This is a genomic window from Psychroserpens sp. (genome assembly GCF_036960315.1).
GTDB lineage: Bacteria > Bacteroidota > Bacteroidia > Flavobacteriales > Flavobacteriaceae > Psychroserpens.
On sequence record NZ_JBALVR010000004.1, the window covers coordinates 286,259 to 298,286 of the forward strand.

Annotated in this window: 13 protein-coding genes; 7 read left to right on the top strand and 6 right to left on the bottom strand. The window is 33.7% G+C overall.

What is annotated here, in order from left to right; translation table 11 throughout:
- Window positions 1–294 precede the first annotated feature (294 nt).
- Together V7719_RS09335 and V7719_RS09340 are read left to right on the top strand one after the other, a co-directional pair.
- Window positions 295–744 carry a hypothetical protein gene (locus V7719_RS09335; RefSeq protein ID WP_335729625.1) on the top strand — a complete coding sequence of 150 codons (450 nt, stop codon included), beginning with the start codon at window positions 295–297 and terminating at the stop codon, window positions 742–744.
- Window positions 744–944: a helix-turn-helix transcriptional regulator gene (locus tag V7719_RS09340; protein WP_335729626.1), complete on the top strand. Its 201-nt coding sequence runs from the start codon at window positions 744–746 to the stop codon at window positions 942–944. The genes V7719_RS09335 and V7719_RS09340 overlap by 1 nt, the downstream gene beginning before the upstream one ends.
- A 26-nt stretch (window positions 945–970) precedes the next feature.
- Here the strand turns inward: V7719_RS09340 and V7719_RS09345 are convergent, their stop codons facing one another.
- Both V7719_RS09345 and V7719_RS09350 read right to left on the bottom strand, forming a co-directional pair.
- Complete coding sequence (locus V7719_RS09345; RefSeq protein WP_335729627.1) at window positions 971–1,654, bottom strand: SIR2 family NAD-dependent protein deacylase; 684 nt, start codon at window positions 1,652–1,654, stop codon at window positions 971–973.
- Window position 1,655: 1 nt separating this feature from the next.
- Window positions 1,656–2,867 carry a tetratricopeptide repeat protein gene (locus tag V7719_RS09350; protein ID WP_335729628.1) on the bottom strand — a complete coding sequence of 404 codons (1,212 nt, stop codon included), beginning with the start codon at window positions 2,865–2,867 and terminating at the stop codon, window positions 1,656–1,658.
- 36 nt (window positions 2,868–2,903) lie between these two features.
- Between V7719_RS09350 and V7719_RS09355 the strand changes: the two genes are divergently transcribed.
- Together V7719_RS09355 and V7719_RS09360 are read left to right on the top strand one after the other, a co-directional pair.
- Window positions 2,904–3,557 carry a TrmH family RNA methyltransferase gene (locus V7719_RS09355; RefSeq protein WP_335729629.1) on the top strand — a complete coding sequence of 218 codons (654 nt, stop codon included), beginning with the start codon at window positions 2,904–2,906 and terminating at the stop codon, window positions 3,555–3,557.
- Window positions 3,558–3,599: 42 nt separating this feature from the next.
- A complete protein-coding gene (locus V7719_RS09360) occupies window positions 3,600–4,124 on the top strand; it encodes an SRPBCC family protein (RefSeq protein ID WP_335729630.1) in 525 nt (174 codons plus the stop codon).
- 216 nt (window positions 4,125–4,340) lie between these two features.
- Here the strand turns inward: V7719_RS09360 and V7719_RS09365 are convergent, their stop codons facing one another.
- From V7719_RS09365 to V7719_RS09380, 4 genes are all read right to left on the bottom strand, one after another.
- Window positions 4,341–5,159 (bottom strand): carboxypeptidase-like regulatory domain-containing protein, encoded by an 819-nt coding sequence (locus V7719_RS09365; protein ID WP_335729631.1) that lies wholly within the window; start codon window positions 5,157–5,159, stop codon window positions 4,341–4,343.
- Window positions 5,160–5,285: 126 nt separating this feature from the next.
- Window positions 5,286–7,235 (bottom strand): DEAD/DEAH box helicase, encoded by a 1,950-nt coding sequence (locus tag V7719_RS09370; RefSeq protein ID WP_335729632.1) that lies wholly within the window; start codon window positions 7,233–7,235, stop codon window positions 5,286–5,288.
- A 319-nt stretch (window positions 7,236–7,554) separates the two neighbouring features.
- On the bottom strand, window positions 7,555–8,385 hold the full coding sequence (locus V7719_RS09375; RefSeq protein WP_335729633.1) for an alpha/beta hydrolase: 831 nt from the start codon (window positions 8,383–8,385) through the stop codon (window positions 7,555–7,557).
- Between the two features lie 6 nt (window positions 8,386–8,391).
- Window positions 8,392–8,967 carry a non-canonical purine NTP diphosphatase gene (locus V7719_RS09380; protein WP_335729634.1) on the bottom strand — a complete coding sequence of 192 codons (576 nt, stop codon included), beginning with the start codon at window positions 8,965–8,967 and terminating at the stop codon, window positions 8,392–8,394.
- Window positions 8,968–9,092: 125 nt separating this feature from the next.
- Between V7719_RS09380 and V7719_RS09385 the strand changes: the two genes are divergently transcribed.
- Genes V7719_RS09385 through V7719_RS09395 form a run of 3 tightly spaced genes read left to right on the top strand, consistent with a single transcriptional unit; the run spans window position 9,093 to window position 11,944 of the window.
- Window positions 9,093–10,127, top strand: coding sequence for a metallophosphoesterase (locus V7719_RS09385; protein ID WP_335729635.1), 1,035 nt, complete (start codon window positions 9,093–9,095; stop codon window positions 10,125–10,127).
- Between the two features lie 12 nt (window positions 10,128–10,139).
- Complete coding sequence (locus V7719_RS09390) at window positions 10,140–11,540, top strand: short-chain fatty acid transporter (protein ID WP_335729636.1); 1,401 nt, start codon at window positions 10,140–10,142, stop codon at window positions 11,538–11,540.
- A gap of 44 nt (window positions 11,541–11,584) precedes the next feature.
- Window positions 11,585–11,944 (top strand): lipocalin family protein, encoded by a 360-nt coding sequence (locus V7719_RS09395; RefSeq protein WP_335729637.1) that lies wholly within the window; start codon window positions 11,585–11,587, stop codon window positions 11,942–11,944.
- The last annotated feature ends 84 nt before the right edge of the window (window positions 11,945–12,028 follow it).

Genomic DNA, 12,028 nt, shown 5'->3' on the forward strand with positions numbered 1-12,028 from the left:
ACGTATATAAAATAGATAGAAACTTATTATAGTTTCTTGATTATAAGTAGGTAATCTTAATGTAGTAGTTAAGCGGACACGTTAAGATTTAAAATTTAGTTTAGTTAGGGGTAAAATCCTGTCTGTTTATTCAGACAGGATTTTATTATTTAAACGGTTCTTCAATCTCTTTTGTGCCAATATTTTCCAAAGAAATTCAAATAATTGCAATTTATTTGCATAATTCAAAAATGTAAAGTATATTTGTCATATAGTAAAAATAATTTTACTTAATATAAAATATATTTGTCAATTATGGGAAAGGAGAATTACATGGAACGTGAAAAAAGAGGCTTGGAAAAGCTCATTAACTTTAGATTGCCTCATTACTTTAATAAGATAGGAATGTTAATCATAGGTCTAACCATAGCCACAATGTTTGTACGTGCTTTTGCAATGGAAGGCGACACGGAATGGTTAAAGCTTATACTACAAAAAACACTTTTGGTGGGCATGTTATTAATGTCGATTTCTAGAGATAATGAAGAGGATGAAATGGTTGTGAAATTAAGAATGCAATCCTACACCTATGCCTTTGTTATTGGTGTTTTGTATGCTTTGGTTATGCCTTACGTTGAGTTTGGAGTTTCTAATGTGGTACATTCAGGAGGAGAATCATTTAAAGATTTAGGAGACTTTCAAGTCTTATTGTTCATGCTTATGATACAACTCTTATCTTATCATGCTTTAAAACGTATGAGATAATGGAGAATACGATTAAAGTAGAGCGTGCTATTTTGAGTTTAACTCAGGATGATTTAGCCAAAAAAATTGGTGTATCACGACAAACAATAAATTCAATAGAAGCCAATAGGTATGTGCCTTCAACGGTTTTGGCTCTTAAGCTTTCTGAAGTATTTGGAAAACCGGTTAATGACTTTTTTAAACTTTTAGATGATGATTAAATTATCTTTATTCGTAGCACTCCTGATTATTTATCTTGTGTTAATAGTGATTTAACTTTTTTCATCCCAACTGTTGCAGTGTCAGTAAAAACAGTGAGAAGTTCGCTATTTTTAATAGAGGGCTTTGGATCTATAAAATAAATAGGAGTGTTGTGTGGTACATAATTCATTAGCCCAGCTGCAGGATAGACTTGCATAGATGTTCCGATAATCAATAAGAGGTTTGCTGTTTCACAAATTGCAACAGCTTTTTCTATCATGGGTACCTCTTCACCAAACCAAACAATATGTGGTCTTAGTTGATGGCCATTATCACAGGTGTCACCTAAATTTATGTCGGTAGTCCAAGTTTTTATGTCCATTGAGTTTTTGGTGCTTCTTACTTTAAATAGTTCACCATGTAGATGAACGACATTACTACTTCCGGAGCGTTCATGTAAATCATCAACATTTTGTGTAATGATAGTTACTTTGTAGTCATTTTCTAAATCTACTAAATCGAAATGCGCACTATTTGGTTTTACTTCGTGTAGTTGCTTACGACGCTGATTGTAAAACTCTAGAACAAGTTCAGGGTTTTTAGCGAATCCTTGAGGTGTGGCAACCTCCACAACATCATGGCCTTCCCAGAGACCATCTGCGTCTCTAAAGGTTTTGATGCCGCTTTCAGCGCTTATTCCAGCTCCCGTTAGTACGACAAGATGTTTCATGTTATTTTTTCTTACGCTTCCAGATTTTATACTCTTTTGATTTTACTAAGTCCTCCAATATATTCTCTCCAAATTCATCATCTTCTTCGATATAATCAATCAATGATGGTTTTTCATAGCTATCAGCAATTAGGGTGTCAAGATAGTCTACGGCCTCAGAATTTTTTTTCATCATCACTAAAGTATTCAGATAACCAGCTTGACCTTCAAAAAAACCGGTATAATTTTCAATGGTATATTTATAATAGTTTAGAGCGAGGTCGTAGTTTTCATCTTGAAATGCAACATTAGCTTTCATATAGTTTAAAAAATCATCTTCGGTTTCGTTTTGCAACTGATTAATCACTTGGATCGCTTCATAATAATTGCCTTTATAAATATGATAATCTACCTTATTTAATCCAATAGTTGGGTCGTCAGAAAAGGTGTTTATTAGGTCCTCTAAGGATTTTAAATATTTATCATCATCAACATTACTAGCAACCAATGATTTAAAAATCAAAAAAAACTTTTCCTTTGAAAGAGGAGACGTTATACCATTCATGAGTTTGTAAGCTTTTTTAAAATCACCAGTATTATTATAAGTCATGGCTTTTATGAGGTCACTTATTCCTTCATCCATCGGTGTTTTTATGAGTCCGAATAACTTTTTATCCGGCATCGTGTAGGTCATTACTCTTGCTAAGGTTTCGGTTAAATTTTCTCCAGAGATATATAGGTACATATCCGAAAATTGCATCTCTCCATCTTTTTTATGAATTCTAAAATCATGATAATTCATGCCACTTTCCGAAGAATACAATCTAAACAGCGCAAAGTAAGTCTGTAGAGTTTGATCATAGCGATAACTGATAAAATCATAGTAAGAGCCATTTTCGACTTCCGCAATGATTTCATTAGGGAATTTATTTAAGCCTTTTTTCATTCCTGAAACAAAACTCTTTACGTACTCGTCTTGAGGATCAACTGACGGAATTAAATCTAGTATACGTTTAAAAAAAACGTCCTTATCTAATTTTGAAAGGAACAATTCTGGCTCGTTATTATGAATAGAAGCATCAATAAACTCTCCGAACTCTATGATCTTTTGTGTGTTTTCTTCACTATAAGTAATGGTGTCTTTTAGTATGATGGTTTTAATATCTTGTGAAAACACGCAAAAATAACATAGAAAACAAACTGAAAAAAGGGTCAATCGTTTTTTTAATCCCATAGAGTTTTATATTTTCATTAAATATAAATCTTTTTAATGATTGACATTAAACTTTTACAACATCTTGAGGGTTACTTGACAGAACAGCGTAAAGAAAAATTTGAAAGAATACTGTCCCAGCGGACAAAGCATTTTACTGTTGCCACAGAAGATGTGTATCAATTACACAATACTAGTGCGGTGATGCGCAGTTGTGATGTTTTTGGTGTTCAAGAACTAACAATTATTGAGGAGCAGAATAGCAAGGAGATCGATAGAGAAATTGCTATGGGAGCACAAAAATGGGTGGATTTAAATCGGCATCATTCTGTAAAAGAAGCGATTTCAGATTTAAAACATAAAGGCTATCAAATTGTGGCAACGACGCCACATGAAAATGATAGTTTACTCGACGATTTTGACGTTACTAAAAAGTCTTGCTTCTTCTTCGGAAGAGAAATGAGTGGCTTATCTCAAGAAGTCATCGATGAGGCAGATTGCTTTTTGAAAATTCCTATGGTTGGTTTTACTGAGAGTTTAAATATTTCTGTTTCTGCGGCAATCATCTTACAACATGTTACCACTAAGCTCAAACAAACAGATGTAGATTGGAGACTCACTGAAGAAGAACACCTCGAAAAACGTTTGGATTGGTGTAAGAAAACTATTAAAAGCTACAAGGAGATCATTGAGCGCTTTTATGAAGCGTAATATTTTTTGTAATTTTAGAATAACAACCAAAACCTTATAGGCATGATCTTTCTCTACATTTTAGGAGGCATAGTAGTACTTGTTATTCTGCTATCATTAATTGCACCCAAATACTACGAAGTTAACCGAAGCATTGTTATTGATAAACCCATACCTGAAGTTTTTGATTACTTAAAGCACATAAAAAATCAAGATTTCTGGTCGCCATGGAAAAAGAAAGATCCAGATATGAAACAAGAATTTGTTGGTACTGATGGAAAAGTAGGTTTTATAGCCAAGTGGGATGGAAATAAAGAAGTCGGACTTGGAGAACAAGAGATTATTAATATTGTTGAAAATGATAGAGTCGAAGCTCAGCTTCGGTTTTTTAAACCTTGGAAGTCTGAGTCGGATGCTGTAACTAAAGTTGAAGATGCTGGAAATGGTAAGACAAAAGTGACTTGGGGATTTTCTGGACAAAACAAAGTGCCAGCTAATATTTTTATGATGCTCTATAATATTGATAAGCACGTTGGTAAAGATTTTGAAGAAGGCCTAACAAGTTTAAAAGAGATATTAGAATCATAGGGATTATGAACCGCTTCGCTTATTGATATAAGAATCAAGATTTGTTTTGTTGATAATCTTGAAGTCTTGACTCTGAAAGTCTTACTAACTATTGAAATGGTATTTAGTGAGGAATACGCATTCAGTCTAAAACACAAATTTCACCAGAGCATGGTTATATGGGGTGTTTTTGGGTACAGAAGGAAATAGAATAGCAATACATTCTAATAAGCAGTCTTAGAAACGACCGGACTTATTTCGGTTTAAGACTTTATATTCTTCATAACACTCGCTAATAGCATCTAATATTTGTAGATCGTTAGCAGATTCTATGAAATTTTTTGAGTAGTTACATTGGTTGACAATTTCATCTAAATCAAATTTGTCAACTTGTAATAAAACCATGAGCATTTCTCTATCAAAACGTGAAGCTAACAAGTTTCTAATCTCGTCATCTTTCTTCATTTTTTTAAGCTTACGTAACTCGTTTGGTTTTTTTCCGAAGATATTATGTAAAAAATCTGCAGGATTAAAAATAGCACCTAGAACTTTGCTCACGGCATTTGGTCTTCTATTACCAGCTTCGTAAGCATTATTAAGTCCCGAAATACTATATCTGTAATTTGATTTAATAGGAACTTGCTTGACATCTATTTCTAGGTATCCAGTCAGTTTTAATTGATTCACGACCACTTCTTCAAGCGCTAGAGCCAATTCGGTCATTCCAATTTTAGTTTCTCCAAACTTGAGCCAATCATTAGTCACTCTAACTTTAATAGATTTGAAACCTAAATAAGATAAATGTAATGTGTCATTAACTGTTGCTTTGATTTCAAAATTACCATCATCATCAGTTGAGGTTCCAATCACCTGATTCAGATTAACAATATTTACGCGATCAATAGGTAGGTTTGTAGCTAAGTCAATTATTGTACCTTTTACACTAGTATTTACACTGATAGAATCTTGACTTTTTTGGTCTTGATCTTTGGTCTCCTGTGCAAAGCCTACTGCTGTTGCAGAAATAAATAAAATGATTGTAAAAAGGTACTTCATGTGTTCAATTATGTGTTAAAAATAGTAAACAAATAGCATACCACTGTGTTAGTGGTCGGAAATTTGACTAAATATTAACAACATGGTTTAAAAAAACCTCGTAACACTGTTACGAGGTTTTTTTATTTAATCTCTACGTCTAGAGCGTCTTGGTCTATCAGAACCTGAATCACTTTCCGAGCTTCTAGATGGTCTTGAGTCTCCTCCAGGGCGTCTATCACTTCTGTTTCCTGAACTTTCACTAGAACGTCTGTCGTTTCTGTTTCCAGAATCACTACGTCTTCCAGATCCTTCAGAAGAACGTCTGTCACTTCTATTGTCAGAACCAGAATCACTACGTCTTCCAGATGAGCGTCTGTCATCGTTACGTCTTCGGTCTCCACCACCACCAGAGCGTCCGCCATCACGACTTCTTCCGCCACCACCAGAGCGTCCACCACCACGACTTCTTCCGCCGCCACCTCTGTCTTCACTAACTTCAACGTTAACAAAACGTCCGTCATGTTTAAAGTCGGTAAAAAAGGCTAATACTTTTTCTTGAGATTCCTTTTCAGTATTAAAGAATGAAAAGCTCTCTTTTACATCTACTTTAAAGACATCATCACGACCTAACTCTAAAACTTCTTTTAAGAAATCTTTTAGTTTCATCCAATCGTAACCGTCTTTACGTCCTACGTTAATAAAGTAACGTGATTCATTTTTACTTCCTCCATAATCACGTCCGCTTTCACCTTCAGAATCTCTAGACGAACTTGCCGCATTAAGATTTTTAGTTTTTTGATAGTAGTTAAAGAAACGTGTAAACTCAACAGAAAAGAATTTCTTAATCAATTCATCTTTATCAGTATCTTCAAATAATTGGTTGATACTTGTCAAGTATTTGTCAATCTCGTGATTAACTTCAGTATTGTGTATTTTACTAGCGAGAGACATTAATTGTACTTCGCAAATTTCCATTCCATCAGGAATTTCTTTTTTCTCAAATTCTTTCTTGATGATACGTTCAATACTTTTAATCTTACGTACTTCACTTTTAGAAACGATTACCATCGAAATACCTGTTTTACCAGCACGTCCTGTACGTCCAGAACGGTGCGTATAAATTTCAGGTTCGTCAGGTAATTGGTAATTGATTACGTGTGTAATATCATCTACATCAATACCACGAGCAGCGACATCTGTAGCAACTAGCATCTGTATTTGTTTGTTTCTGAAAGACTTCATCACCATATCACGTTGGTTCTGACTCAAATCACCATGTAAAGCGCCAGCGCTGTAACCATCTTCGATTAAGTTTTCAGCAACTTTTTGTGTATCACGTTTTGTACGACAGAAAATCACAGAAAAGATATCTGGATTCGCATCTGACAAACGTTTTAGCGCTTGGTAACGATCTCTTGCGTTTACTAGATAGTATTCGTGAGAGACTTGACTTGTGCTTTCATTTCTGTTTCCAACTGTAATTTCAATTGGGCTATCCATGAATTTTCTTGCAATGTTAGAGACCTCTTTAGGCATCGTTGCAGAAAATAACCATGTGTTTTTATCTTCTGGTGTATGTGATAGAATATCAGTGATATCCTCATAGAATCCCATGTTTAGCATCTCATCGGCTTCATCTAAAACTGAATATTCAATTTTAGAAATATCAACCATGTTTCTACTAATCATATCTTTCATACGACCAGGCGTAGCGACAATAATTTGTGCGCCACGTTTTACAGCTCTTGCTTGATCTTGGATACTAGCGCCACCATAAATAGCGACAACATTTAGACCTTTACAATACTTTCCGTAAAGTTTAATTTCATTGGTAATTTGTAAACAGAGTTCACGTGTAGGTGATAAAATCAAACCTTGCGTTGTACGACTATCTACATTAATTTTTTGTAGCATTGGAAAACCAAATGCTGCAGTTTTTCCAGTTCCTGTTTGCGCTAAGGCAACAAGATCTGTATCTCCTTCTAATAATATTGGAATTGCTTTTGCTTGAACGTCACTAGGCGTTTCAAATCCTAAATCGGTAATTGCATGTAATAGGTCTTCATTAAGACCGAGTTCTTGGAATGTGCTCATTCGTTTATTTTGTATTCGATTATGTTCTTTAGTGTTACAAAAGAAGCGAATCGACATACTAAACACTTAAACTTCCAGATAACACATCCTCACTCTGAGGAATTTGAAAAATCCAACCCGTGGTTTTTTCAAGCTGCAAAGATACTCATTTATTCGGATAAACAATACTTGTGTATTTTCAACGCAACTTTATTTGATTTTGGGCGTCTTAACACGCTTTATTCGTGTTATATTATTTTTTTGGTACTCATGAATGTAAACATTTCGCAAGTCGCTTTTTTTAAAGAGCTCCAACAATTGCTCCATCGTTAGCTCGAGCTTAGTTTTTGGTATTAAAGATGAGATTAAAAGCATCGTAAACTGCTAAATGCAGTGTGTCTCCATGATTCAAATCTTCAAAAAAGCCAAAATATAAACGCGTATTGTCTTTTTTGTTTGACTTTAAAGTCTTGAATAAGCCCGCAGCTGCTGTTTCCATAATGTCACCTTCTTTTCCAACACCAACATAAATGTTTTTTGTTGTTGTATATGTTTTTGCTTTTAGTTTTAACAATGAGTCGTCGTCCCACCACAAACTTGGGCTAATGATAATGTAATTATCAAAGAGGTCAGGCTTTTTATATAAAATCTCAGTAGCTAATAAGCCTCCAAGTGATTGTCCAATGATAGTTTTGGTATTTTTAGTTCTATAATTTTGATCTATGAAGGGTTGTAATTCGATTTCTAAGAAGTTAATAAATAGTTCTGATTTACCGGTTGTTGGAAAATCTTTTTTATCTTTTAAATTAGTAGTTGGATATGTGAAATCTCGTTTTCTGTCTACATTAGAAATACCTACTACAATAGATTCAGGTAGCATATTAATCCAAGAAAAGGAACCAAATTGTACAAGTCCTGCAATATGTATAAAGTCTTCATCGATTGAACCATCTAATAAATAGATTACAGGATATGTCTTTAATGAATCTTGAGCATAAGAATTGGGTAGATAGACATTTATTACACGATTTTCATCAAGAATTTTGGATTTGATGCTAGTGGTTTCGCCAATAGATAATGGTACTTTTGATGTTGTTGTTATATTGCTCTGAGCAATTAACTGAATAGCAATTAAAAGCATAATCGCAGTTGTGATCGTTTTTAATTTCATAGTGACTTAAATATTAATTAGAAAACTAACAAGCAATCTCACCGCTTTTCCACGATGTCCAATAGCGTTCTTTTCATCTAAAGACATTTCAGCAAAAGTCTTGTCATAACCCATCGCTTTAAAAATTGGGTCATAACCAAAACCTTGATCGCCAGATTTTGTTGTACTGATGCTTCCTCTGCAAATACCAGTAAATGTTTTAAGCTCTCCATTGAGATGTAATGCAACAACCGTTTTGAACAGTGCACTTCGGTCTTCTTTGGTAGATAACTTATTTAAGAGCTTATCCATATTATCATGCGCATCGCGTTGCTCTCCAGCGTAACGAGCACTATACACGCCAGGTTCGCCGTCAAGTGCTTCAACTTCTAAACCAGTATCATCTGCAAAACAATCGAAACCATACTGTGCTTTGATATACTCGGCTTTTTGGATGGCATTACCTTCAATAGTGAGTTGTGTTTCTGGGACATCTTCAAAACAACCAATGTCTTTTAGGCTTAGGAGTTGGATATGCTCAGGAATAAGGGATTGTACTTCTTTAAGTTTATTGCCGTTGTTTGTGGCGAAGACGAGTTGCATGAGTAATTAGGATTGATGTTCAAAAATAGACTATAAAACGTTAACTAAAAAATAGCTTAAGTTTGAAGAACAACTTTTGACTTTTCAATAAAAATGTTTGTTATCTTAGACTCAAATTTTTGAACATGATAAAACAGTTAGCCCTATATTTTGCGATTTTAAGTGGCGTTTTTTTAAACGCTCAAGTAAAATCAAATGATAGCATTTCTCCGCTTGTTAATGATGGACCTTATGTATTTATAGAACAAGATCGTTTGGTAGAAAAGCGTGTTGTAAATGGAGAGCTTAAACAAAAAGATTTGAAGCTTAATTCATATCAAACAACCTTTAATGCGGAAGTTTCAATATATAGTGATGTTGAACAAATAGTCGCTTTAAGTGATATTCATGGTCAATTTGATTTGGCGATTGAGATTTTGAAGAATAATAAAGTGATTGATGAAAATCTAAACTGGATGTTTGGAAATGGACATTTTGTAATCGTTGGAGATGTTTTTGATCGTGGTCCGAAAGTCACAGAAACACTTTGGTTTATTTATTATTTAGAAAAGCAAGCTAAGGCTAGTGGAGGTAAGGTTCATTTTTTATTAGGAAATCATGAATATATGGTGCTTCATAGCGATCTTAGATATATACATAAAAAATATCAGAAAACTGAAAAAGTATTACAAACGAGATATGATCAACTTTTTAGTAATACTACGGTATTAGGTAAATGGTTGAGATCAAAAGCAACCTTAGTAAAAATTAATGATAATGTATTTGTACATGGTGGCGTTTCTTCAGATTTTTTAATCGAAGAGTTCAATATAGAAGCTACAAATAAATTAATGAGAGCATCAATAGATCGTGAAAAGACTGAAATGAAATCTAGTTCTTTTTATGAAAGATATTATGGATCAAATGGTCCTATATGGTATCGAGGCTATTTTAACGATGACTTAACAAATGAAGAGGTCAATACGATTTTGAATCAAATCAATGCCAACCACATTGTAGTTGGGCATTGTTCTCAAAAGGAAGTTCTTCAACTATATGACCAAAAAATATTTGCTGTGGACTCAAGTATAAAAAATGGAACATATGGAGAAGTTCTTTTTATTGATGCCGAATTATATTCAAGAGGTACAATGAAAGGTGAAAAAATGAAATTTAATTAATAAGATGCAATCATGATCACCAAACTCGGCGAAATGTTCACAAATGTATTTCAAAAGTATATGCCAAGCGCGTTTGTGTTTGCTTTGGTCTTAACTATTATAGTGGCTTTGTGCGCTTTTTTATTCACGGATAATTCACCTTTGCAAATTATAGCGTCCTGGTATGATGGCTTCTTTGATTTGTTGAGTTTTGGTATGCAAATTGTACTTCTCATTATTACAGGTTTTAGTATTGCCTTATCCCCAATAATTAATCGAGGTATCGATAACCTATCTACTTATATTAAAACACCAAAGCAAGTTTATTTTTTTGTTATTCTTATTGGCGCGCTTTTATCATTGGTGAGTTTTGGTTGGATTGTAATTACCTGTGTTTTAGCAAGAGAATTAGCGCTTAGAGTAAAAGGTGTTAATTATCCGTTTCTCATAGCATGTGTTTATTTTTCAGGAGGAAGTTGGGTCTCTGGATTGTCAAGTTCTATACCATTATTGTTAAATACGCCTGATAATTTTCTAATTAATGCAGGCATTCTTGATCAAACAATACCCATGAATTATACGCTAGGTTCAACTTTAAACTTAGTAATGATGGCGCTTTTTTTAATCATTATGCCATTTTTTATTTTGTCTATCATTCCTAAAACAAAAAACATAAAAGAACTTAAAGATTTATTAAAGAAAGGAGGTGATATAAAACATGTAATCTCTATTAAAGACGAAGCTGAGAGTTATAAATTACCAATTAAAGCTGTTTCAGATACACTAAATAATAGTATTGTGTTACAATGGAGTATTGCTTTAATGGGTTTTTGTTACATATGTTATCATTTTGTGAATAAAGGATTTGACTTGAATTTCAATATTATGATTTTCATTTTTATTATGCTAGGTTTACTTGTTCATAAAACGCCAATGCGGTTTAGCATTGCTATGAAACGGTCTAGTAGTAACGTTTCCGGAATTTTATTTCAATATCCTTTTTACGCAGGAATCATGGGAATCATGTTAGCAACTGGATTGGGTTCTAAATTAGCAGATGTATTGGCTTCTGTGGCTACCATAGATACGTATCCATTCTATGCTTACGTTACAGGTGGATTGGTGAATTTTGCAATTCCTTCAGCAGGAGGAGAATTTGCTGTGGTTGGTCCAAGTATGATCGAAGCTGTGAAAGATTTGGGAATTGGATTGCCTCAAGATCAAGTCACAGCTATGGTGTCGAGAGCATCATTGTCGGTTGCTTACGGTGAAAGTTTAAGCAACTTGTTGCAACCATTCTTTTTGCTGTTAGTAATGCCTGTGATGACTGCAGGTGTGAAACTACAAGCTAGAGACGTTATGGGGTATTTGGTATTACCATTTGTTGCCTTTTTTATTATTCAAGTATTAATGGTGCTTTATGTTCCATTGTAATTGCCGATATTTAGGCCATTGTAAATTAATTTAAACCCAATACTATGAAAAAATTATTGCTATTATTATCTGTTTTATTAGTTGTGTCTTGTAATGATCTAAAATACGCCGAAGACATTGTTGGCGAATGGGAATGTTCTAGTTGGATAGATGTAGCTTCTTCTAAAGATAAATGTAATAACAATGCCTATTTCAGTTTTGAAAAAGATAAGACTTATACATCAAAAGTAGGCGCTCAAGAAACAAAAGGCACTTATAAAATTGCTGATGGTTTATTATACTCCCAACCAGATGGTAAATTAGAGATTGCTGTAGAAATTAATACACTAAATGCAGACACGCTATCATTTACTATGAGTCGTTCAGGTAATGAAGAGATCTTGACATTAATTAAAAAGGAGTAAATTTTTTCATAAGAAAATATTTCCAATACTTTAAGGATTTCAGTGCTAAAAATCGTTCAAAATTTCGTAAATTAGAGTAATGAA

Coding starts and splice junctions, on each gene's coding strand:
- V7719_RS09335 (WP_335729625.1), top strand. CDS start 295: ATGGGAAAGGAGAATTACATGGAACGTGAAAAAAGAGGCTTGGAAAAG.
- V7719_RS09340 (WP_335729626.1), top strand. CDS start 744: ATGGAGAATACGATTAAAGTAGAGCGTGCTATTTTGAGTTTAACTCAG.
- V7719_RS09345 (WP_335729627.1), bottom strand. CDS start 1,654: ATGAAACATCTTGTCGTACTAACGGGAGCTGGAATAAGCGCTGAAAGC.
- V7719_RS09350 (WP_335729628.1), bottom strand. CDS start 2,867: ATGGGATTAAAAAAACGATTGACCCTTTTTTCAGTTTGTTTTCTATGT.
- V7719_RS09355 (WP_335729629.1), top strand. CDS start 2,904: ATGATTGACATTAAACTTTTACAACATCTTGAGGGTTACTTGACAGAA.
- V7719_RS09360 (WP_335729630.1), top strand. CDS start 3,600: ATGATCTTTCTCTACATTTTAGGAGGCATAGTAGTACTTGTTATTCTG.
- V7719_RS09365 (WP_335729631.1), bottom strand. CDS start 5,159: ATGAAGTACCTTTTTACAATCATTTTATTTATTTCTGCAACAGCAGTA.
- V7719_RS09370 (WP_335729632.1), bottom strand. CDS start 7,235: ATGAGCACATTCCAAGAACTCGGTCTTAATGAAGACCTATTACATGCA.
- V7719_RS09375 (WP_335729633.1), bottom strand. CDS start 8,385: ATGAAATTAAAAACGATCACAACTGCGATTATGCTTTTAATTGCTATT.
- V7719_RS09380 (WP_335729634.1), bottom strand. CDS start 8,967: ATGCAACTCGTCTTCGCCACAAACAACGGCAATAAACTTAAAGAAGTA.
- V7719_RS09385 (WP_335729635.1), top strand. CDS start 9,093: ATGATAAAACAGTTAGCCCTATATTTTGCGATTTTAAGTGGCGTTTTT.
- V7719_RS09390 (WP_335729636.1), top strand. CDS start 10,140: ATGATCACCAAACTCGGCGAAATGTTCACAAATGTATTTCAAAAGTAT.
- V7719_RS09395 (WP_335729637.1), top strand. CDS start 11,585: ATGAAAAAATTATTGCTATTATTATCTGTTTTATTAGTTGTGTCTTGT.